The sequence below is a fragment of the Bacteroides sp. OF03-11BH genome (genome assembly GCF_003604005.1).
Classification (GTDB): domain Bacteria; phylum Bacteroidota; class Bacteroidia; order Bacteroidales; family Bacteroidaceae; genus Bacteroides; species Bacteroides ovatus.
Genome location: NZ_QTMW01000014.1, coordinates 1 through 21,585 on the forward strand (window position 1 = coordinate 1; position 21,585 = coordinate 21,585).

A 21,585-nucleotide genomic window follows, 5' to 3' on the forward strand; every position below is an offset into this window, starting at 1 on the left:
ATTGTTGTATATAAAGGTTTAATACCTGTAGTTGGCCGAATACTTACTCTTAGTCTTTCTACCAATAGTATTCTTATTATATTGGTTTGCTTTCAAAAAATTAAGGACACAAAACTTATTTGTTGTTGTAGCTAGTTATCTATTTTATGGTTGGTGGGATTGGCGCTTTCTTATCTTAATAGCGTTTACTACTTTGTGTAGTTATGCAAGCGGAATCCTACTTGAACGACAAGAAGGACATAGACACATCCAACGCTTAATAAGTATTGCCAACATTGTATTAAACCTAACTATATTAGGAATATTCAAGTATTTCAACTTCTTCTCGGAAAATTTGCAACATCTATTTCAGTGGTTTGGATTTGAATTGGATTGGGTCACATTAGATATCTTACTTCCAGTAGGAATTAGCTTCTATACATTTCAAGCACTTAGTTATACAATCGATATCTACCGTCACAAGATGAACCCCACACATGATATTGTAGCATTCTTTGCTTTTATCAGTTTTTTCCCTCAACTCGTTGCAGGTCCTATCGAGAGAGCGACCAATTTACTACCGCAGTTCGAAAGACAACGAACTTTCGATTACACAGCGGCAGTAGATGGTATGAGGCAAATTTTATGGGGATTATTCAAAAAGATTGTTGTAGCAGACACATGCGCTGTCGCAGTCAATCAAATCTTTGCAAATTATCAAACACTTAATAGTTTGAATCTGGCTTGGGGAGCTTTCTTATTTACTTTCCAAATTTATGGAGACTTTTCTGGATACTCGGACATCGCTATAGGTACAGCAAAGTTATTTGGTATAAACTTACTGCAGAACTTCAACTTCCCATATTTCTCTAGAGATATTGCCGAATTTTGGAGACGTTGGCATATTTCACTCACCACCTGGTTCAGAGATTATATTTATATCCCATTAGGAGGAAGTCGATGTAGCAAATGGAAATCTTTCCGTAACACTATGATAATTTTCTTAGTTAGCGGTCTTTGGCATGGAGCCAATTGGACGTTTATTTGTTGGGGTGCATTTCATGCTCTACTATTTCTACCATTATTACTCATGGGAAGAAACAGAAAGTATAAAGACATAGTAGCTGAAAACAAACACCTACCATCCCTCAAAGAACTTGGACAGATTATTAGTACTTTCATTCTTGTAATGATTGGTTGGGTTATCTTCCGCGCCGAAAATATAAAAGAAGCCTATCAATATATCATTTATATGTTTACTAAATGGCAACCTTCATCACTTGAATATGGAGTTAAATGCATCCAATACATTGCTATTTTGATTATCATAGAATGGATTAACAGACGCAAAATGCACGGACTAGAAATAAATATAAAATACCCTATAATCAGATGGGGAATCTACTGTGCCATATTCTATTATATATTTTATTACTCTAATGAGATTCAAACATTTATCTATTTTCAATTCTAGAACTTTATGAGAAAATTTATATTAAAATGCTTATTCACCATATTCCCTATCATGGTATTAATATACGCATATGGCTTTTATGTGAATTTCTATTTGATAGACCGTCTAACCAAAGCCGGTGATTTAGGGAAACTTGGCTACTTTTACATAGACAAAACCCAAACCAATTTAGGTACACCACTATCAGAGAACAAGGTAGATACATATTATGACAACATACAAAGAAATTACAAAGTTATGACCATAGGAGACTCCTTTAGCCAACAAGGTTTCAGTGGTTATCAAAATTATTTAGCAGCCAAATTAGGAGAAAGAATCCTCAACTATCCTGATCCAAGAGGAAGAGGATATAGTTCTGAAGATATCGCATTGTATTTATTGAATAACGATATATACGCTAGCCTAGGATGTAAAACTGTTATTATTGAAACGGTCGAAAGAGAATTTGTACAGCATATACTTAGCTTTAGAGATATTAAAGACATCAATTATACTCTTGAGAAAGAAGACAATAAGCCAGAAAATAATTTTACAGAAAAAAAGAAGAAAGATTATTTAATGGAAACGTTTAAATATATCAAATATCATTTATACAAATCAAAAAGGCCAGTAAAAGAAGTACAGTTAAACACTGATTGTTTCTCTGTTCCACCATACAACACCTTCTATTTTTACAATGACGATTTATGGAAATTATCAATCACAAAAGAAGAATACAACGCCATTTTAGACAAACTAAACTACCTTCATAAACGCTTTCAAGAAAAAGGCATTGACCTCTATTATATGATAGCTCCCGATAAATATGATGTATACCAACCATATATAATAAACAATCCATATCCGCCTAAGAAAGTAATTGATCAACTAGAAGAAAATGGAATTAACCAACTAAAATGGTTTATTAATCCTAGAGATAATTTTAGAGAAATGATCGCCAGCGGAGTCAAAGACGTTTATCATATAGATGATACACATTGGGCAACTATAGCTAGTGAAACTGTTGGTTATATTATTGCAGATAAGATAGAAAAATCCACCGACTAAATTTACTTTTATGTGATTATTAGCAAGTATTTCATAAACATTATCCATTTCCAATAAAAACATCCAGTAATCACAGACGATCTTTATCACGAGTAATCAACCAAGGCATCAGCCAACTAAAACTTTTATTAAATCGTTCTACATAATAATCACTAGAATTTACTTTTAAAGAAGATACTAAGTGCAATGTAAGTTCCTCCTTGATTTCAGTAGGCACCTTAAGTCTTTTTATCTCTTTATAGAAGCTCCCATGACGCACAGTCTTTCTTCGCCTTCCTATATCAACGAGAGAATGCTCTATTCTATTTACTATATATATGTCTTCCCGAACCCCATCTCCTGTCTTTTGCCCCTTCTTGGTAGTGCTTACATTATGCAAACGAAATTTATTCAATTTTTCATAAACTTCGACTACCATTCCTTGCTTGGCCATTTCTATCCAGAAAAGCCAATCGCCACTATAGCGCATTGAAAAGCAAGACAAATCTTTTATTTGTTCAAAACATTGTTTACGAAAGACAACACCACTAGCATTGTAAATATAATTACGCCAATAAAGATTATGTTTTATATAATCTTCACCATCAAAAACACCTATATTGTGAGGATGACGTAATTGTTTTGAAGTCCAACGGTCAAAATCAGTAGATAGTTGATTCCCTTTTTCGTCTATACAATGTGAACCTAGAAAACAGAAGGAAGCACGCGGATATTGATTTAAAACAGAAACAGCTTTCTCTAGAAAAGAAGATTCAGCCGCATCATCACTCTCGGCAATCCAAATATATTTTCCACGGGACAAACTAATCCCTTTTTGCCACTGTGCAAAAGGACTCCCTGTGTTGACAGAATTAATCTCCAAATGAGTGACACGAGAGTTTGTTTTATAATGATTTAAAATAGACATGCTATCATCGGTTGAAGCATCATCCAATAATATAATCTCATAATTCGTATAGGTTTGTGCCAATACCGATTCGATACGTTGTCGTAAAAAACGAGCATAGTTATAATTAGGAATGATTACGCTAACTTCCACCGGATGATTTTCCATTACAAATGCACTATTTATCTTAGTTATTATAACAAACTGATAGCAAAGATACAGATATTATTCTTAAAAAAGACGCTAACCCTCTAATGTTTAGCAAAAAAGCCTTTAACACTTGTCACAACCAAATAAAATGTATACATTTGTAGAATTTTAGTGCAAGCCCCCTTAACTATTTAACTAACATAGTAATAATTATATGAATAAACCAATGGCGAGCAACATAAGTACATCGCTAATTATATCCACCTATAATAGAAGCGACGCATTAGAATTATGCGTTAAAAGCGTGCTACGTCAATCTCTCCTTCCTGATGAAATTATCATTGCCGATGATGGTTCTAAAGAAGACACAGGAGAACTAATTCATCAATTGGCAGCTTCCTCTGAAGTTCCCATTATTCATGTTTGGCATGAGGATTTAGGCTTCAGACTGGCCTCCATCCGCAACAAAGCTATTGCGAAAGCATCTAAAGAATATATTATACAAATTGACGGAGATATCGTCTTACACAAAGATTTCATCAAAGATCATGTACATTTTGCTAAAAAAGGTAGTTTCGTAACCGGTAGCCGTGTATTAATCCGGGAAGGCTTAACGAGAAAAATGTTAGCAGAAAAAAACTGCATCATTTCCATTCACGACAAAGGTACTAAAAACACAATCAACGGAGTACATTTACCTTGGTTGAGTCCACTACTTCAACATTATCGTCAATGGGATGTTTCTTACTCGAGAGGATGCAATATGGCTTTCTGGAAAGAGGATTTGTTAAAAGTTAATGGGTACAATGAAGCTATTACCGGATGGGGAAGTGAAGATCATGAGTTAGTGTGCCGCCTCATCAATAGCGGTGTACGCAAGCGTACCATTAAATTTGCGGGAATTGTGTTCCATCTTTATCATGAGCTACATGGAACGGATAATTTGAGCAACAACCGCAGTATTTTGAACGAGACGAAAGTCAGGAAGCTAACCTGGTGCGATAAAGGAATCATACAAAACTAATATGGAAAAGAATTTGAACTTTTTAGATCGAAACGAATTTAACTACAGTCCATCAAAAGAAGTAGTAGAGGCTTTAAAAAACTTCGATATAAATAAACTTTGTTTTTATACCCGCATTTATGATGAAGGAAAGAAAAGTATATTATCTGTTTTCTTATCCGAACTTTACGATATAGATGAAACACAAGTCTTATTAGGATACGGCGGAGAAGATATTCTGAAGCAAGCTGTACACTACTTCCTGACTCAAGAAGATGGAAATAAAACGATGTTGATTCCCAAGTTCTCATGGTGGTATTATAAATCAATTGCAGATGAGGTGAATGGCCATACTTTGCAATATCCTCTCTACGAAGACGGAAATACTTTTAAATATGACTTTGAGACGCTAAAAGATATGATTCAGAAAGAGAATCCGAAGATTCTTTTACTAGCTTCTCCCAATAACCCTACCGGCAATGGTTTAACTCCAAAAGAATTGGATGAACTGCTTGCAGAAGTACCCAGTCAAACAGTGGTACTGATAGACGAAGCATACGCTTCTTTTGTTTCAACTGATACCAGTTATATCAAAAAGCTGGTTAATAAATATCCGAATTTGATTATTTCCCGTACTTTATCCAAGTTTTATGGATTGCCCGGTTTACGTATGGGATTCGGATTCATGAGTAAGGAGCTGGAAAAATTCAGCAGATACAGCAATAAATATCTGGGATATAACCGGATATCCGAAGATATCGCCATTGCGGCTCTTAAATCGGACGCACACTATCGAAACATCGCCAAACTGATGAACGAAGACCGTGAGCGTTACGAAAAGGAAATCGGCGTGTTACCCGGATTCAAAGTATATGAATCGGTTGCCAATTTTATTTTAATCAAATACCCGATAGAGCTGAAAGAGGCTTTACAAAAGGCTTTTGCTGAACAGAGTTATAAAGTGAAGTTTATGAATGAACCGGATATCAATACTCATTTGCGTATCACATTGGGACGCCCAGAGCAGAACCGGATCGTTATAGATACAATCAAAGAAATAGCATCCAAATGAAAGCAGTAATATTAGCCGCAGGAATAGCTTCACGCTTACGCCCGCTGACCGATACGACGCCCAAATGTCTTCTCAAAATAGGAGAACGATGCCTTTTGGAAAGAGCTTTTGATGCTCTGATACAAAACGGATTTGATGAATTCATCATTGTCACCGGGTATCGCCAGCAGCAAATCGTTGATTTCCTACAGGCACATTATCCAACCCAAGATATTACTTTCATCTATAATGACAGGTATGAATCAACCAACAATATCTATTCATTATGGCTCACCCGTTCCTATACAGATGGGCAGGAGATTTTATTATTAGACAGCGACATTGTATTTGATCCGCAGATTGTAGAGAAACTGCTTCATTCGGATAAGGACGACATATTGGCACTGAATCGTCATGAGCTCGGAGCAGAAGAAATAAAAGTCATCGTGGACGACGCACAAAAGGTCGTTGAAATCAGCAAAGTCTGCTCAATATCCGATGCTATCGGAGAATCTATCGGCATTGAAAAGATGTCAGCTGAATACACCAAAGCGCTATTCCGGGAACTGGAAATTATGATTACTGCCGAAGGACTGGATAATATATTCTACGAACGGGCTTTTGAGAGACTGATTCCGCAAGGATATAGTTTTTACGTTATGGACACCACCGAGTTCTTCTCGGCCGAGCTGGACACAGTAGAAGACTTTCAACAGGCACAGAAGCTGATTCCAGCCAGTCTTTATTAATTAAAATCAGATAGAATGGCTAATTACGACATCCGCCCTCTACAGCTTCGCATATTAAAGAACTTATTAGCTGTTGACAAAGTTTGCAAAGAACATAATCTGCGATATTACATCATGGCAGGCACCATGCTGGGAGCTGTGCGCCACAAAGGATTCATCCCCTGGGATGATGATTTGGATATCGGAATGCCAAGAGCTGATTATGACTTACTAATGGCTAGTGCCAAAGAATGGTTACCGGAACCTTACGAAGCGGTATGCGCTGAGAATGATAAGGAATATCCTCTTCCGTTCGCAAAGGTGCAGGATGCCAACACAACCTTAATCGAGCGTATGCATCTCAAATATCTGGGAGGTGTATATATTGATATATTTCCACTAGATGGAGTTCCGGAAAGCCGCATGGCGCAAAGAATGCATTTTGCGAAGTATGAGTTCTACAAACGAGTACTTTATCTTATTCATCGCGATCCATACAAACATGGGAAAGGTCCCAGTTCATGGATACCGCTATTATGCAGAAAGTTTTTTACCCTTACCGGAGCACAGGAAAGCATCAGGAAGGTGATGAAGAAATACGATTTCGACCAATGCGCATTAGTCTGCGATTATGATGATGGAATGAAAGGAATCATGTCGAAGGATATCCTGGGCACTCCCACTCCTATCCGGTTTGAAGATGAAGAAGTATGGGGAGTACAGAAATACGACGCTTATCTGTCACAGAAATATGGAGATTACATGACCATACCTAAACAAAGTGGACAAAGACAACATAATTTCCATTATTTAGACTTGAATAAACCTTATCGGAATTTTGAAGTCTAATTATAATCACATAAAGGTAAGAAGAAGAAATGAGAATAGGTTTTGACGGAAAACGTGCAGTACAGAATTTCACCGGTCTGGGTAATTATAGCCGCTATATAGTGGATATCCTATGCCAATTCTATCCGGAGAATGAATATGTGCTGTATGCCCCCAAGAAACGGGAAAACAAGAGGCTGGACAAATTAACGAAGCAGTATCAGCAACTACAGCTTTCTTATCCCACTACTTCTTCCTGGAAAAAGTTAAGTTCATTGTGGCGAGTATGGGGCGTTACCCAACAACTGGAAAAAGAAAAAATCGATATATTCCACGGACTTAGTAATGAGTTGCCCCTGAATATACATCAAAGCGAGGTAAAAAGTATTGTAACGATTCACGATCTGATCTTTCTGCGCTATCCGCAGTATTACCATTCGATCGACAGGAAAATATACACATACAAATTCCGTAAAGCTTGCGAAAATACCGATAAAATCATTGCTATCAGCGAATGTACCAAGCGTGATATTATTGAGTATTTCAGGATTCCCGCCGATAAGATAGAAGTTGTTTATCAGGGATGTGATCCTTCATTCATGCATCCTGTAGCAGCAGAGAAGAAAAAAGAAATCCGGGCTAAATATCAGCTACCGGATCACTATATCCTTAACGTAGGAAGTATTGAAGAACGCAAAAACGCCCTTTCAGCGGTGCAGGCACTAACGATGCTTCCTGAACAGATTCATCTCGTCATTGTAGGACGCCACACGGAATATACTGATAAGATTGAACGTTTCATTAAGGAGAATAAGCTAGAAGAAAGGGTACATATCATCAGCAATGTTCCTTTTGATGATCTGCCGGCTTTTTATCAGTTAGCAGAAATTTTTGTATACCCTTCCCGTTTCGAAGGTTTTGGTATTCCCATTATAGAAGCTCTATACTCCGGTATTCCGGTAGTGGCCGCGACTGGATCTTGCCTGGAAGAAGCCGGAGGTCCCGACTCTATCTATGTACATCCTGACGATATCAAAGGAATGGCCGATGCTTTCAAACAGATATACTCCGATACTGAAAGAAAAAAGGAGATGATTGAAAAGGGGCAAAAATTTGCCAAAAGATTCTCTGAAGAAAAGCAAGCGGAAGAAATCTTAAACATCTACAAGAAACTAATGAAATGAACGTACTTAAACATACAATAAAGAAATTTATATATGGCACTCTCCCATATTATTTCATGAAAGGATATAAGCCTGGCTCTCCTTATCTGAAATACTATGAATATATTAAAGAACATGGATATTCAAGACACCTGTATGAATTCAAGGATGAATACGCCAATATGCCTGTTGATGTACAGAAAGATGAGGAAAAAGGCTTATACTATGTTCAAAAAGAAAAGAAGCGACTCTATTTCAGAAAAAGCACTCCAGCCAAGAAAATTCAAAAATATTATAGGGCTTTGAGTATGGAACAAGACAGGCGCTCACCGCACCATTACTTCAACAGCGTTAAAGAAGTGACAGGGAAAGTATTTGTGGATGTCGGTTGTGCCGAAGGCTATTCATCATTGGAAATTATCGAAGAAGCCAAACATGTTTATTTGTTTGAGCAGGACGAGCAATGGTTGGAAGCCATCAGAGCTACCTTCGAACCATGGCAGGATAAAGTGACGATTGTCCAGAAGTATGTGAGTGACCATAATTCTTCGAGAGAGCAAACACTAGATGATTTCTTCAACAACCAGACGAATGAACATCTATTTCTTAAAATGGATATAGAAGGAGCCGAACGGCACGCATTGGCCGGATGCAATAACTTATTCCAGAATTGCCAGAAGCTGGATTTTGCCATTTGCACATACCACTTGCGTGATGACGAAGAAGTTATCTCTGCATTTCTGGACAAACATAACTGCACATATATTAATCAAAAAGGTTTTTTCAGGCATAAAATCCGCAGTGTAGTGATGCGCGGAAGTAAGAAGTAATCATTGATAATCAGCAGAAAGCAATTCACAATAATCATACTTGCACAGGTATGTATCATAGATATGCTTTTCCTTTTTCAATAAGAAACGTGAGATATGCGGTTCCCAAGAAAAGAATTTACGTACGGAACGGTATAAACGGAAGAATAAAATCAGGGATACAATATGCTTTTCTTTCTCTTTCCGTGCCGCACGACGATAAATATAATGAGTAAAAAACTGATCGCTGTAACGAAGGGCCAGACTGACCGTAGATTCGACGTCCCATCCACGCAAAGAAGCATATTCTGTCATGATGTAAGTCAGTACCTCACGCGAAATACACAAACGGCACATATTACGGCATACCATATCACAATCAATATCCGATAGCAACTGCATGCGATTCACGTCGACCAGAGAGAAACTGTATTCATTCGTTTCATTCTGATGAATCAGTATATTACCGGGAGAATAGTCCAAATGGAGAATACCTGCCTGATGCAAAGCAGCAGTGTAGCGCGCAAAAGCAGAAAGTTTATCTTCATTTCCCTCTACTTTCCCATCCATCAGGGAACGGACAGTTTCGCCACCATCATAACAACAAATATAATAGCTATGTGAAAGAAGACCATTCTGAAATTGTTCAATCATAGCCACTGGCTCCGGAGTGTCAAAACCATGCTGTTGGATCTCCATAGAATAAATATAGGAACGTTCTGCTTTTGATTGCCGGAAAAACGAATATACAACGCGATTGATGATGTGAGGCTTCTTAAAGCTCTTCACCACAACATCAATACTGCCCAAGCCAATTCGTTTTAAAACATTACGACCATCATACACCACATCTCTTTCTTTCTGGAAGGACCTTGGAATTTCTTCTATCTCCTTCTGCAAATGTGCGTACTTGGGATTTACAATCACTCTCATTACACTCTCCTATATAATACTAATTACAAAGATTGAGCAAAGATAAAGAAATTAGGCCATATTCCGACTATATTTTTCTCTTTTCTCACAAAGATTGGCTAACTCTCTCTACATATAAGTCCTGTTACGAACCGCTTTAGTCATTTTTTCTTTTTTCTTTTCATTTATATTTAGACATAAATGCTTTTTTTTAGTTATGTTTGCACGATAAAAAGCATAAGGAAGTTTAAGCATGAAACCAATCAAAAGAATTCTAATTATTCGATTTAGACAAATAGGCGACTCAATTCTGGCTGTTGCATTGTGCAGCACGCTGAAAAAAAGTTTTCCCGATGCAGAGATACACTTCGTGCTTAATAAAAATATTGCTCCACTCTATGAGGGGCATCCGGATATAGATAAAGTCATTACATTTGACAAGAATGAGAATAAACCATTCACTGCTTATATAAAAAAAGTATGGCAGGTAATGCATAAAAACAGATACGATGTAATCATCGATATGCGCTCTACTATCCGGACCCTTTTTTTCTCTCTTTTTTCATTAAGAACTCCTTTCCGGATAGGACGCATTAAAGGATATACACATTTCCTACTGAACTACCGGACAGACACTTACAGTAAGAATCTGACAACTGACATGGTACAACGCAATCTATTGCTTGCAGCACCATTAGAAAAGATCAGACCTATTCAATACACAAAAGAATTCAAGTTATATCTGACTGACCGGGAAAAAGAAGATTTCCGATATTATATGGAAAAGGAAGGGATTGATTTTGCACGCCCTGTATTATTAATAGGAGTCACAACCAAACTCATCCATAAAAAATGGAATACGGAGTTCATGGTAGCCACACTGAAAAGAATATTAGAGGAATACAAGGACATACAAATGATCTTCAACTACGCGCCGGGGTACGAAGAAGAAGATGCCAGAAATATCTACAAGGAATTAGGATGTCCGGAACGTATCAAGATCGATATACAAGCTTCTTCATTACGACAACTGGCAGCACTTTGTGCCAACTGTTCATTTTACTTCGGGAACGAAGGAGGAGCCAGACACATCGCCCAAGCTCTTGGAGTTCCTTCATTTGCCATTTATTCACCAAGTGCGTCAAAGTCAATGTGGTTACCCGCCAATTCCGTACTCGCCGAAGGAATTAGTCCTGACGACATTCTTCCACCGGAACAACAGGCGACATTACCCTATGAGGAGCGTTTTGCATTAATTACTCCCGAAAAGGTATACGAGCAATTGATTCCAATACTAAGGCAATTGAGCTAACTCCCGATATAAATCAAGGTAGGCTTGTATATGCTTCTCGTAACTGAATGAAGCGGCATGTTCCTTGATTTTCTCCAAGCGTTCCTTATCTTTATAAAAATCAGGTAGATGCTCCCGGATACTTTCCACCATAAATTCTGTATCCAAATGTTCCCACATGATAGCGTGTCCATTACAAACTTCCGGCAAACTAGTGCGATTAGCAGCAAATACAGCCTTCCCAAATTGCATAGCTTCCACCACCGGCAATCCAAAGCCCTCTCCCTCACTAGGAAACAGGAATGCCTCACAGTTCCGATATAACCAGATCTTCTCGCTTTGAGAAATAACATCCGTCAAAAAGACATTAGTGAGCTGATTCTCACGGATCAGATTGCGCACTTCTTCAGCATAAGCAAAATGAGCATCGCCACAAATATATAGATCATATTCCGGGAAATAACGCATTACGTCAACCAAGAGATGGAAGTTCTTTTTTCTACGGATTTGTCCAATCGTAAAAAAGAAAGGACGCCCTGTAGCAAACGACGGCTTTATTCCTTCCAATGTATCGATTCTCTCCACTCCATTATAGATGACCCGGATCTCCTTCCCTTTCAAATCTACATGCTGCCGAATGACATCTGCCACATAATGAGAGATCGTAGTCACGACCGCTGCTTTATTGACCTTATTCTGCATCCGGCGAAGATACATTTTCGCCTTCCAGGGCTTTTTCTCTGTTAAGAAATTAAAGTCGTGTATAGTAAAGATAAACTTTGTACCACCGGCAATACGCAACATCTTGCGCTGTTGATTCACCGCATGCCATACATCTACCTTGGGAAGGGTAAAAGGAAAAAACTTATTGATACGACGTACCGGAACAGAGGTCACATTCGGACCAAATTCCTGCATATATTTCTGCCGCAATAAATATACAAAATGAAGATCATCTACCGGCATAGACGAAAAGGCGGTTGCATAGTTGGCCGCAATCTGCCCGAAGCCGGCTGTGAGACTACCATAATTCGTAAGATCTATCAGTACCTTTTTCTTTCGTTGTATCTCTTTCATCATTATTTGATTCTACGCTCTTTCGGCTCAATAAACAGCTAATTTGAACTTCAGCAAGGATTAATCTACAAGCCCTTCTATTTTCGCAATGACCTGCTCCGGCTTTATATCCCTCAAACAGGCATAATCACCTCGCCAGCAAGGCTTCTGACCATATACAGAACAGGGACGGCATGACAAATCGAGTTGCACGGTATTGACCGGCAATTGTTTCCAGCCCATAAAACCGGCATAAGGATGGGTGGCTCCCCAAATAGAGACAACCGGAATATTGACCAGGGATGCCAAATGCATATTGGCAGAATCCATTGAAAGCATCACGTCCAGATGGCTCATCAGATTCAGTTCGGTACGCATATTCAGTTTACCGATCATTGAAACGACAGAAGGATATTTAGCAATCCATGCATCAAATACGTCCTGCTCGCTTTTACCGCCTCCAAAGAGGAAAACCTTTACTTTGGGATTGGCAGCAAAATATGCTATAACTTGCTCCTGCAGTTCTAACGGATAAATCTTACCTGCATGTTTGGCAAAAGGAGCTATACCAATCCACTTTTGATCTTCTTTAGGCCCTGTGACTGGTTCTATTTCCGCAAAGTTTCCTTTTCCTTCGCCATAAATAGAAGAGAAATTTAATAGTACCGGTAAACCTAGCTTCTCAAGTACATCGGCATAACGACGAAAAGAACTCTTCTGATTTTCCATCACCTTATCATGACGGCGAACCAGCTTCTTTTTGCCTGCCCTTCCTTTACAAATGGAAGCTACCGGTTTATTGGCAAGACGGAATCGCAAACATAAATACTTAGAACGAAGTACATGATGAAAATCAGCAATGTAATCAAAATGCATCGCTTTCAATTCCGAATAAAGGCTATTCAAGCCCCAAAGCCCCTTGTGCTTGCCTGTTAAATCAGCTCCGACAAAACCCACATTGGCAGGCAACCCCTGAAAGAGTGGCTGCCATACAGCACGACTTAACACTGTTATTTCATGCTGCGGGTATTGCACAGCCAGCGAATGTATTACCGGGATTGTCATGGCTACATCGCCAAGAGCTGAAAAACGAATAATGAGAATACGCGCCATTCGTTATTTTTTCGCATAAAGCACCGGATTTAATGCCGGGTCATTATACATCTTCATCTGTTTATATACTTTCATATATTTTCTTCCGGCTTCGATATCAGCCAACAGCTGTTCAATAGCCGTAGAAAGGTCTTTGCGTTGTTCCAGCAGGATATTCAACCTAGTCTGGCATTGAGCACGGTGTTCCTCGGTAGTGTCCGTACGTTCCACCTCCTGCTGCATGTGGTAAATTTTCAATGCAAGAATTGACAAGCGGTCAATTGCCCATGCAGGGCTTTCCGTATTGATCGTTGCGTCAGAGAGAGGTTTCACCTCTTTGTATTTGTCTAAAAAGTAGCTATCAATTAATTCCACCAGGTCTGTACGATCCTGATTTGATTTATCAATTCTTCTTTTCAAGGCCAATGCTTCTACCGGATCAATCTGCGGGTCACGGATAATATCCTCAAAATGCCATTGCACAGCATCAATCCAGTTCTTTAGATATAAATAATACTCAATAGTTTTCAACTCGTAAGGATTGTTCATCGGAGCATCCACACTATCCGTTACATGGTAATCTGTTGTCGATTTCCAAAAAATCTCGTTGCAAAGGTTACTAAATGTCATAATCTTAACTAGCTAATAGATATATAATAGGGCAAATCTATGTAATATTTTTCAGACAAGCAACCGTTTCTTACTTTTTTATTTGTTACCTTTGTGGATATAAAAGATGAATTGTATATGAAAATTATTATCGACAATAAAATACCTTATATAAAAGAAGCGGTACAGAGAATAGCCGATGAGGTAGTTTATGCACCGGGGAAAGATTTCACTCCGGAGCTCGTACGGGATGCGGATGCACTTATTGTCCGTACCCGCACACATTGCAACCGGGATTTATTGGAAGGTAGTCGAGTGAAATTCATAGCGACGGCAACCATAGGTTTCGACCATATTGATACGGAGTATTGCAAACAGGCCGGTATCGAATGGACGAATGCACCGGGATGTAATTCGGCTTCTGTCGCCCAATATATACAGTCATCGCTTCTTGTATGGAAGTCCGTCAGGAATAAAAGACTGAATGAACTGACGATTGGAATCATAGGAGTAGGAAATGTCGGGAGTAAAGTAGCTAAAGTTGCCCAGGATTTTGGCATGCGTGTTTTATTGAATGATTTGCCACGGGAAGAAAAAGAAGGTGCAGAACGATTCTCTTCACTGGAGAAAATAGCGGAAGAGTGTGACATCATCACTTTTCACGTACCTTTATATAAGGAAGGAAAGTATAAAACGTTCCACTTGGCGGATGAAGTTTTCTTTCAGTCACTCAAACGGAAACCTGTTATCATCAATACCTCACGGGGAGAAGTCATCCAGACTGATGCTCTTTTAAAAGCCTTGAACAGCCGGATGATTTCGGATGCCATCATTGACGTATGGGAGCATGAACCGGAAATCAACCGTGATCTACTGGAAAAGACATTTATCGGAACTCCTCACATTGCAGGTTACTCTGCAGATGGAAAAGCAAACGCCACACGTATGTCATTGGATGCCATCTGCAATTTTTTCCAAATAAAAGGGGATTATGAAATTAACGCACCCGCACTTGTCTCCCCCATTATTCATGCAAAAAACCACGAAGAAGCAGTCCTCCAAATGTATAATCCAACCGAAGACAGCAACCGGCTAAAAAATCAACCGGAGCTATTCGAAACCCTACGCGGAGATTATCCTTTGCGGAGAGAAGAGAAAGCATACATTATTAAGTATTAGGTATTAAGTTTCAAGTAAGTATCAGACATTAATCGCATCGACTGAAAAATTTAATAAAATTCTGTCAAAGGATTATCTGTACGACGTAATACTTAATACCTGATACTTAATTCTTATTATTTAATACCTGTTCTATGATTTGCGGGAAGTGTTCATATTCCAAAGCATGCACCTTCTTAGCTACATCATCCGGAGAATCAGTCGAAAGAACAGGGCAAGTAGCTTGAAAAATCGTATTTCCTTCGTCGTAATGCTCATTTATATAATGTATAGTAATGCCGCTTTCTTTCTCACCGGCAGCCACTACCGCTTCATGAACCCGGTCACCATACATCCCCTTGCCTCCAAACTTCGGCAGAAGAGCAGGATGTATATTTATAATTTTATCGGGATAAGCATGCAAAAGTAAATCAGGCACACGAACCAGAAAGCCAGCCAGCACGACAAAATCAATGCGGTACTCCTGCAAAATAGCCAAAATTTCATCTCCGGCTATCCAATCCTCCTTTGGAAACACGTTAGAAGGCACTCCCAAGCGATGCGCACGTTCCAAAACATAGGCGTCACTTTTATTAGAAAGCACCAACGAAACCTGAACGGAATCGTTTTTTTGGAAATACCGGATAATATTCTCGGCATTTGAACCGGAACCGGAAGCGAAAATTGCGATGTTTTTCTTCATAACTCTCAAATTCGATGCACAAAACAGTGAAAAATGTGCAAAACATTGCATTTATTTAGTCAAATATTTGCGCAAAACGATAAATATTCATTCCTTTGCACCGCAAATTTAAAGAAATAAAACTAATTATTAATTAAAAACTTAAAGTTATGTCTGAAATTGCATCAAGAGTAAAAGCGATTATCGTTGATAAATTAGGCGTAGAAGAATCAGAAGTTACTAACGAAGCAAGCTTCACTAACGACCTGGGAGCAGATTCTCTTGACACTGTAGAACTTATCATGGAATTCGAAAAAGAATTCGGTATCTCTATTCCTGATGACCAAGCAGAAAAGATTGGTACTGTAGGTGATGCTGTATCTTATATCGAAGAACACGCTAAGTAATTCGATTTCATCAATATGGAATTAAAAAGAGTGGTAGTAACAGGCCTTGGCGCCATTACTCCCGTTGGCAACAGCGTTCCCGAATTTTGGGAAAACATTGTGAACGGGGTTAGTGGAGCAGGGCCTATTACTCATTTTGATGCGTCGTTATTCAAGACCCAATTCGCATGCGAAGTGAAAGACTTCGATGCAACGAAATACATAGACCGCAAAGAAGCAAGAAAGATGGACCTGTATACTCAATATGCCATCGCTGTTGCTAAAGAAGCGGTGAGTGATTCCGGTCTTGACGTCGAGAAAGAAGACTTGAACAAAATCGGTGTTATTTTCGGCGCCGGTATTGGTGGTATACATACATTTGAAGAAGAGGTAGGCAACTACTACACTCGTCAGGAAATGGGTCCGAAGTTTAATCCGTTCTTCATTCCAAAGATGATTTCGGATATTGCAGCCGGACAGATTTCTATCATGTATGGTTTCCATGGTCCTAACTACGCGACTTGTTCAGCATGTGCTACTTCAACCAACGCTATTGCAGATGCCTTCAACCTGATTCGTTTGGGTAAAGCAAATGTAATTGTATCCGGTGGTTCCGAAGCAGCAATCTTCCCGGCAGGTGTAGGCGGTTTCAACGCTATGCACGCCTTGTCAACACGCAACGACGAAGCTTCTAAAGCTTCACGTCCGTTTAGCGCAAGCCGCGATGGTTTCGTTATGGGCGAAGGTGGCGGTTGCTTGATTCTGGAAGAACTGGAACACGCTAAAGCTCGTGGTGCAAAAATCTATGCAGAAGTTGCCGGTGTAGGTATGTCTGCAGATGCACATCACTTGACTGCTTCTCATCCGGAAGGTCTGGGAGCGAAACTGGTGATGATGAATGCACTGGAAGATGCGGAAATGGATCCGAAAGAAGTAGACTATATCAATGTACACGGTACATCTACTCCGGTTGGTGATATTTCAGAAGCAAAAGCAATCAAGGAAGTATTCGGTGATCATGCGTTCGAGTTGAACATCAGTTCAACCAAATCAATGACAGGTCACTTGCTGGGAGCTGCCGGTGCGGTAGAATCTATTGCAAGCATCCTTGCCATTAAGAACGGCATTGTTCCTCCGACTATCAACCACGAAGAAGGTGACGACGACGAGAACATCGACTACAACCTTAATTTCACGTTCAATAAAGCACAGAAACGCGAAGTTAATGTTGCCTTGTCCAATACATTTGGATTTGGTGGTCACAATGCGTGCGTTATCTTCAAGAAATACGCAGAGTAATATCGTGTTACGTAACGAAATAGATAAGATAAGGCTCTTGTTCCGCAAGGATAGAGAGTCTTATCTTTGTTTTTACCGGATACTTGGGTTCTACCCGCGCAATATCCAGCTTTATGAGCAGGCTCTCCTGCACAAATCGACTTCTGTCCGCTCCGACAAGGGACGTCCCCTCAACAATGAACGGCTGGAGTTTTTAGGTGACGCCATCCTCGACGCCATTGTGGGAGATATTGTCTACAAACGTTTCGAAGGGAAACGGGAAGGTTTCCTAACCAATACACGTTCCAAGATTGTACAACGGGAGACGTTGAACAAGTTGGCCGTTGAAATCGGCCTGGATAAGCTCATCAAGTATTCTACCCGCTCTTCTTCTCACAACAGCTACATGTACGGAAATGCTTTTGAAGCGTTTATCGGAGCTATTTATCTGGATCAGGGATATGAACGTTGCAAACAGTTTATGGAACAACGGATCATTAACCGTTATATCGATCTGGATAAAATATCCCGAAAAGAGGTTAACTTCAAATCCAAGCTTATCGAATGGAGCCAAAAGAACAAAATGGAGGTTTCCTTTGAATTAATCGAGCAGTTTCTCGACCATGACAGCAACCCTGTATTCCAAACTGAAGTACGCATTGAAGGACTTCCGGCAGGAACAGGTACGGGGTATTCCAAGAAGGAGTCTCAACAGAATGCCGCCCAGATGGCTATAAAGAAGGTAAAGGAACCGACATTTATGTCAACCATCGAAGAGATTAAAATACAACATTCGGCAACTGCTACTGAAATGGAAACAGAAATGGAAATTGAATTTGCGACTGATTCTGAGACTGAATTGGCAACCGGGCTTGAGAATGAACCCGAAACCGAACTGAATGCAAATCCCGAGATAGAACCGGAAAATGTTCCAGAAAAAAACATCCTCGTCAATGAGATTTCCACAGTGCAGCAGGGCACAGAAGCTCTGGAAACTAACCAAAGCAAATCCCCATGCGACGACCCTGAATCACCAAATCGTGATCTTCAGTAACCAATTTCAGTTTTCCTGCAACTTCTTCAAGAAGAATAGATGCTATATCGTCTCCTTGTAAAGTCACCATACGCCCGAATTGGCCATTGGCTATCAATTCTGTTGCATGCCCGCCCATGCGGGTAGAAAGATTGCGGTCGAAAGGAGTAGGCGAACCACCACGCTGGATATACCCCAGAACTGTTTCGCGGGTTTCTATACCGGTTTCATATTCAATTTCCTGTGCGATATATTCAGCAGCACGTTTACGCCCGTCAGTCTGAATTCCTTCCGCTACCACTACAATAGAATAGGGTTTGCCTTTCTTTAGTCTTTCCAGAATCGTATTGCCGATATTCTTAATGTTATAAGCGATTTCAGGAACGAGAATCACATCCCCTCCTCCTGCCATACCAGAATACAAAGCAATCCAACCGGCTTTATGTCCCATCACTTCAATCACCATCACTCTTTTGTGAGAGCTTGCGGTGGAATGTAGACGGTCGATGGCATCAGTAGCAATACTTACCGCCGAGTCGAAACCAAAAGAGATGTCCGTGCCCCAAATATCATTATCAATGGTTTTAGGAACAGATACGATGTTAACTCCCATTGCAGCAAACTTGGCTGCAGTCTTCTGCGTCCCATTTCCACCGATACAAACGACACAATCCAGTCCAATTTCATGGATATTCTGAAGAATTAAAGACGGTTTGTCAACATCCGAAACAACGCCTCCTTTTTTGAAAGGCTTCTCACGAGAGGTTCCTAGCATCGTTCCACCCAAATTCAGCAGACCGGAAAGCGACTTGTCTGTAATAGATTCGACATCTTTAGTCAGCAAGCCCTGAAAACCGCTGTGAATGCCTATCACTTCCATCCCATAATAATTGATGGCAGTTTTGCACACGCCACGAATGGTGGCATTGATACCGGGACAGTCCCCGCCGGATGTTAAGATTCCAATTCTCATTGTCGCATTTTTTAGTCTAAAACTCGGGTATTCTATGAAAGTCGTCAATTTTTAACGATTATTTCCGTCGTAAAGATAGAAAAAAAAGATAAATAAGTTACTTTTGCACGACTAAACATTATTATGTTAAAGCAGAAATGAATATTACAAAAATTATTAGTAAGACTTTCGATTCCCGTTTAAAACAGATAGACCTATATGCTAGTCAGGCTAGTGAGATACAACATCGTGTGTTAAGTCGCTTAATACATCAGGCCGCTCAGACTGAATGGGGAAGAAAGTACGATTACTCCTCTATCCGTAACTATGAAGATTTCCGTAAACGTGTTCCTATCCAGACATACGAAGAAATCAAACCTTATGTAGAACGTTTGCGAGCCGGGGAACAGAATCTGCTTTGGCCATCGGAGATACGCTGGTTTGCAAAATCCTCCGGAACGACTAATGATAAAAGTAAATTCCTTCCTGTCAGCAAGGAAGCGCTGGAAGACATTCATTACAGAGGAGGAAAAGACGCGGCAGCTCTTTATTTCCGCATCAATCCGGATAGCCATTTTTTCTCCGGCAAGGGACTGATTCTAGGAGGAAGCCATAGCCCGAACCTCAATTCCAATCATAGTTTAGTAGGAGATTTATCCGCTATTCTGATTCAGAATGTAAATCCGCTTATCAATTTCATTCGTGTACCCAGCAAGAAAATTGCGTTGATGAGCGAATGGGAAACCAAGATAGAAGCAATCGCCAACAGTACTATTCCGGTAAATGTGACAAGCCTGTCCGGTGTACCGTCGTGGATGTTGGTACTTATCAAACGTGTTCTTGAAAAGACAGGAAAGCAGGCACTAGAAGAAGTATGGTCTAACCTGGAAGTCTTCTTCCACGGTGGAGTGGCTTTCACACCGTATCGTGAGCAATATAAACAGGTGATTACAACACCTAAAATGCATTATGTAGAGACCTACAATGCTTCGGAAGGATATTTCGGAACCCAGAACGACCTTTCCGATCCTGCCATGTTATTAATGATCGACTATGGAATTTTCTACGAATTTGTTCCATTGGAGGAAGTTGGAAAAGAAAATCCACGGGCTTATTGTCTTGAAGAAGTCGAGCTTAACAAGAACTATGCAATGGTTATTTCTACTTCTTGTGGTTTATGGAGATACATGATTGGGGATACAGTGAAGTTTACCAGCAAGAATCCCTATAAGTTTGTCATCACAGGAAGAACGAAGCATTTCATCAACGCATTTGGTGAAGAGTTGATTGTCGATAACGCTGAAAAAGGATTGGCGAAGGCTTGTGCCGAAACCGGAGCACAAGTTAGCGAATACACCGCGGCACCTGTGTTTATGGATGAGAATGCCAAATGCCGGCACCAGTGGTTAATAGAGTTCGCTAAGATGCCGGATTCAATAGAAAAATTTGCAGCGATACTTGATGCCACACTGAAGGAGGTTAACTCCGATTATGAGGCGAAACGATGGAAAGACATAGCTTTGCAACCATTAGAAGTGATCGTTGCCCGTGAGGGATTATTCCATGATTGGCTGGCACAGAAAGGAAAGCTGGGAGGACAACACAAAGTCCCCAGATTAAGCAATACGCGCGAATATATAGAAACAATGTTAGCGCTGAATGACAGCATTCCTTCGGAAGAATAACCATACATAAAATGATTTCCTATAGGTTAGAAAAGTCAATATAGGGCGTAATCCGCCATTCCCAAGGTAAGAAACTACAGTTCCCAGGCAGGAAACTGTAGTTTCCAAAGCGGGACACTGCAATTTCCAAGGCAGGACACTACAGTTTCCATGTAGGGAAAGCGGAGTCTTTTCATAGACTTTAATGAAAACAGCATAGACTTTTCTTCAGTAATATATTGTGTTGCAGATACTTTATCTGCAACCTATCTGCAACAGGTATCTGCAACGCCATAACAATCTGTTTATTAATAGACTATCTTCATTTTGTTGCAGATGGCAGATGTTTTATAC

At 39.8% G+C, this 21,585-nt stretch carries 21 protein-coding genes; 14 read left to right on the plus strand and 7 right to left on the minus strand.

Annotation, left to right across the window (positions count from 1 at the left end; genetic code table 11):
- Positions 1–31: 31 nt before the first annotated feature.
- A complete protein-coding gene (locus tag DXA54_RS12400; RefSeq protein WP_120079599.1) occupies positions 32–1,453 on the plus strand; it encodes an MBOAT family O-acyltransferase in 1,422 nt (473 codons plus the stop codon).
- Between the two features lie 6 nt (positions 1,454–1,459).
- The gene (locus tag DXA54_RS12405) at positions 1,460–2,500 is read left to right on the plus strand and encodes a hypothetical protein (RefSeq protein ID WP_008649132.1); all 1,041 of its coding nucleotides are present in this window, start codon (positions 1,460–1,462) and stop codon (positions 2,498–2,500) included.
- A gap of 70 nt (positions 2,501–2,570) precedes the next feature.
- Here DXA54_RS12405 and DXA54_RS12410 read toward each other — a convergent pair whose 3' ends face one another.
- Positions 2,571–3,554, minus strand: a complete 984-nt coding sequence (locus DXA54_RS12410) for a glycosyltransferase family 2 protein (RefSeq protein ID WP_120079601.1) — start codon at positions 3,552–3,554, stop codon at positions 2,571–2,573.
- Positions 3,555–3,750: 196 nt separating this feature from the next.
- Here DXA54_RS12410 and DXA54_RS12415 point away from each other — a divergent pair, with 196 nt between their 5' ends.
- Genes DXA54_RS12415 through DXA54_RS12440 form a run of 6 tightly spaced genes read left to right on the plus strand, consistent with a single transcriptional unit; the run spans position 3,751 to position 9,139 of the window.
- A complete protein-coding gene (locus DXA54_RS12415; RefSeq protein ID WP_120079603.1) occupies positions 3,751–4,560 on the plus strand; it encodes a glycosyltransferase family 2 protein in 810 nt (269 codons plus the stop codon).
- Between the two features lies 1 nt (position 4,561).
- Positions 4,562–5,611, plus strand: a complete 1,050-nt coding sequence (locus tag DXA54_RS12420; protein WP_004298294.1) for a pyridoxal phosphate-dependent aminotransferase — start codon at positions 4,562–4,564, stop codon at positions 5,609–5,611.
- The gene (locus DXA54_RS12425; protein ID WP_008649128.1) at positions 5,608–6,339 is read left to right on the plus strand and encodes an NTP transferase domain-containing protein; all 732 of its coding nucleotides are present in this window, start codon (positions 5,608–5,610) and stop codon (positions 6,337–6,339) included. The genes DXA54_RS12420 and DXA54_RS12425 overlap by 4 nt, the downstream gene beginning before the upstream one ends.
- Positions 6,340–6,354: 15 nt before the next feature.
- Positions 6,355–7,167, plus strand: coding sequence for a phosphorylcholine transferase LicD (locus tag DXA54_RS12430; RefSeq protein WP_120079605.1), 813 nt, complete (start codon positions 6,355–6,357; stop codon positions 7,165–7,167).
- Positions 7,168–7,196: 29 nt separating this feature from the next.
- Positions 7,197–8,330 (plus strand): glycosyltransferase family 4 protein, encoded by a 1,134-nt coding sequence (locus DXA54_RS12435; RefSeq protein WP_008649124.1) that lies wholly within the window; start codon positions 7,197–7,199, stop codon positions 8,328–8,330.
- A complete protein-coding gene (locus DXA54_RS12440; protein ID WP_004298298.1) occupies positions 8,327–9,139 on the plus strand; it encodes an FkbM family methyltransferase in 813 nt (270 codons plus the stop codon). Before DXA54_RS12435 ends, DXA54_RS12440 begins: the two co-directional genes overlap by 4 nt.
- Here the strand turns inward: DXA54_RS12440 and DXA54_RS12445 are convergent, their stop codons facing one another.
- Positions 9,140–10,051 carry a lipopolysaccharide kinase InaA family protein gene (locus DXA54_RS12445; RefSeq protein ID WP_004298299.1) on the minus strand — a complete coding sequence of 304 codons (912 nt, stop codon included), beginning with the start codon at positions 10,049–10,051 and terminating at the stop codon, positions 9,140–9,142.
- Positions 10,052–10,283: 232 nt separating this feature from the next.
- Here DXA54_RS12445 and DXA54_RS12450 point away from each other — a divergent pair, with 232 nt between their 5' ends.
- Entirely contained in the window at positions 10,284–11,342 is a 1,059-nt protein-coding gene (locus DXA54_RS12450) for a glycosyltransferase family 9 protein (RefSeq protein ID WP_004298301.1), read from the plus strand.
- Here DXA54_RS12450 and DXA54_RS12455 read toward each other — a convergent pair.
- Genes DXA54_RS12455 through DXA54_RS12465 form a run of 3 tightly spaced genes read right to left on the minus strand, consistent with a single transcriptional unit; the run spans position 11,325 to position 14,099 of the window.
- Positions 11,325–12,401 carry a glycosyltransferase family 4 protein gene (locus tag DXA54_RS12455; RefSeq protein ID WP_008649122.1) on the minus strand — a complete coding sequence of 359 codons (1,077 nt, stop codon included), beginning with the start codon at positions 12,399–12,401 and terminating at the stop codon, positions 11,325–11,327. The two genes, DXA54_RS12450 and DXA54_RS12455, sit on opposite strands and share 18 nt — an antisense overlap.
- A gap of 57 nt (positions 12,402–12,458) precedes the next feature.
- The gene (locus tag DXA54_RS12460) at positions 12,459–13,490 is read right to left on the minus strand and encodes a glycosyltransferase family 9 protein (RefSeq protein ID WP_008649121.1); all 1,032 of its coding nucleotides are present in this window, start codon (positions 13,488–13,490) and stop codon (positions 12,459–12,461) included.
- A 3-nt stretch (positions 13,491–13,493) separates the two neighbouring features.
- Positions 13,494–14,099 (minus strand): DUF4254 domain-containing protein, encoded by a 606-nt coding sequence (locus tag DXA54_RS12465; RefSeq protein WP_008649120.1) that lies wholly within the window; start codon positions 14,097–14,099, stop codon positions 13,494–13,496.
- Positions 14,100–14,216: 117 nt separating this feature from the next.
- Between DXA54_RS12465 and pdxB the strand changes: the two genes are divergently transcribed.
- Positions 14,217–15,257, plus strand: a complete 1,041-nt coding sequence (gene pdxB / locus DXA54_RS12470) for a 4-phosphoerythronate dehydrogenase PdxB (protein ID WP_004322488.1) — start codon at positions 14,217–14,219, stop codon at positions 15,255–15,257.
- Between the two features lie 106 nt (positions 15,258–15,363).
- Here pdxB and purN read toward each other — a convergent pair whose 3' ends face one another.
- On the minus strand, positions 15,364–15,990 hold the full coding sequence (purN, locus tag DXA54_RS12475; protein WP_004307440.1) for a phosphoribosylglycinamide formyltransferase: 627 nt from the start codon (positions 15,988–15,990) through the stop codon (positions 15,364–15,366).
- A gap of 98 nt (positions 15,991–16,088) precedes the next feature.
- Here purN and DXA54_RS12480 point away from each other — a divergent pair, with 98 nt between their 5' ends.
- From DXA54_RS12480 to rnc, 3 genes are read left to right on the plus strand one after another with little or no spacing between them, the layout of a single operon-like run.
- Complete coding sequence (locus DXA54_RS12480) at positions 16,089–16,325, plus strand: acyl carrier protein (RefSeq protein ID WP_004291965.1); 237 nt, start codon at positions 16,089–16,091, stop codon at positions 16,323–16,325.
- A gap of 15 nt (positions 16,326–16,340) precedes the next feature.
- On the plus strand, positions 16,341–17,603 hold the full coding sequence (gene fabF, locus DXA54_RS12485) for a beta-ketoacyl-ACP synthase II (RefSeq protein WP_004307441.1): 1,263 nt from the start codon (positions 16,341–16,343) through the stop codon (positions 17,601–17,603).
- A complete protein-coding gene (gene rnc / locus DXA54_RS12490) occupies positions 17,569–18,636 on the plus strand; it encodes a ribonuclease III (protein WP_120079645.1) in 1,068 nt (355 codons plus the stop codon). Before fabF ends, rnc begins: the two co-directional genes overlap by 35 nt.
- On the opposite strand, the gene DXA54_RS12495 is transcribed toward rnc, so the two are convergent.
- Positions 18,578–19,588, minus strand: a complete 1,011-nt coding sequence (locus DXA54_RS12495) for an ATP-dependent 6-phosphofructokinase (protein ID WP_008649077.1) — start codon at positions 19,586–19,588, stop codon at positions 18,578–18,580. The genes rnc and DXA54_RS12495 overlap by 59 nt on opposite strands.
- A gap of 137 nt (positions 19,589–19,725) precedes the next feature.
- Here DXA54_RS12495 and DXA54_RS12500 point away from each other — a divergent pair, with 137 nt between their 5' ends.
- Complete coding sequence (locus DXA54_RS12500) at positions 19,726–21,252, plus strand: GH3 auxin-responsive promoter family protein (RefSeq protein ID WP_008649076.1); 1,527 nt, start codon at positions 19,726–19,728, stop codon at positions 21,250–21,252.
- Positions 21,253–21,585 lie beyond the last annotated feature (333 nt).

Excerpts from the sequence above, each read along its gene's own strand:
- DXA54_RS12405 (WP_008649132.1), top strand. The coding sequence starts at position 1,460 with ATGAGAAAATTTATATTAAAATGCTTATTCACCATATTCCCTATCATG.
- DXA54_RS12410 (WP_120079601.1), bottom strand. The coding sequence starts at position 3,554 with ATGGAAAATCATCCGGTGGAAGTTAGCGTAATCATTCCTAATTATAAC.
- DXA54_RS12415 (WP_120079603.1), top strand. The coding sequence starts at position 3,751 with ATGAATAAACCAATGGCGAGCAACATAAGTACATCGCTAATTATATCC.
- DXA54_RS12420 (WP_004298294.1), top strand. The coding sequence starts at position 4,562 with ATGGAAAAGAATTTGAACTTTTTAGATCGAAACGAATTTAACTACAGT.
- DXA54_RS12425 (WP_008649128.1), top strand. The coding sequence starts at position 5,608 with ATGAAAGCAGTAATATTAGCCGCAGGAATAGCTTCACGCTTACGCCCG.
- DXA54_RS12430 (WP_120079605.1), top strand. The coding sequence starts at position 6,355 with ATGGCTAATTACGACATCCGCCCTCTACAGCTTCGCATATTAAAGAAC.
- DXA54_RS12435 (WP_008649124.1), top strand. The coding sequence starts at position 7,197 with ATGAGAATAGGTTTTGACGGAAAACGTGCAGTACAGAATTTCACCGGT.
- DXA54_RS12440 (WP_004298298.1), top strand. The coding sequence starts at position 8,327 with ATGAACGTACTTAAACATACAATAAAGAAATTTATATATGGCACTCTC.
- DXA54_RS12445 (WP_004298299.1), bottom strand. The coding sequence starts at position 10,051 with ATGAGAGTGATTGTAAATCCCAAGTACGCACATTTGCAGAAGGAGATA.
- DXA54_RS12450 (WP_004298301.1), top strand. The coding sequence starts at position 10,284 with ATGAAACCAATCAAAAGAATTCTAATTATTCGATTTAGACAAATAGGC.
- DXA54_RS12455 (WP_008649122.1), bottom strand. The coding sequence starts at position 12,401 with ATGATGAAAGAGATACAACGAAAGAAAAAGGTACTGATAGATCTTACG.
- DXA54_RS12460 (WP_008649121.1), bottom strand. The coding sequence starts at position 13,490 with ATGGCGCGTATTCTCATTATTCGTTTTTCAGCTCTTGGCGATGTAGCC.
- DXA54_RS12465 (WP_008649120.1), bottom strand. The coding sequence starts at position 14,099 with ATGACATTTAGTAACCTTTGCAACGAGATTTTTTGGAAATCGACAACA.
- pdxB (WP_004322488.1), top strand. The coding sequence starts at position 14,217 with ATGAAAATTATTATCGACAATAAAATACCTTATATAAAAGAAGCGGTA.
- purN (WP_004307440.1), bottom strand. The coding sequence starts at position 15,990 with ATGCAATGTTTTGCACATTTTTCACTGTTTTGTGCATCGAATTTGAGA.
- DXA54_RS12480 (WP_004291965.1), top strand. The coding sequence starts at position 16,089 with ATGTCTGAAATTGCATCAAGAGTAAAAGCGATTATCGTTGATAAATTA.
- fabF (WP_004307441.1), top strand. The coding sequence starts at position 16,341 with ATGGAATTAAAAAGAGTGGTAGTAACAGGCCTTGGCGCCATTACTCCC.
- rnc (WP_120079645.1), top strand. The coding sequence starts at position 17,569 with ATGCGTGCGTTATCTTCAAGAAATACGCAGAGTAATATCGTGTTACGT.
- DXA54_RS12495 (WP_008649077.1), bottom strand. The coding sequence starts at position 19,588 with ATGAGAATTGGAATCTTAACATCCGGCGGGGACTGTCCCGGTATCAAT.
- DXA54_RS12500 (WP_008649076.1), top strand. The coding sequence starts at position 19,726 with ATGAATATTACAAAAATTATTAGTAAGACTTTCGATTCCCGTTTAAAA.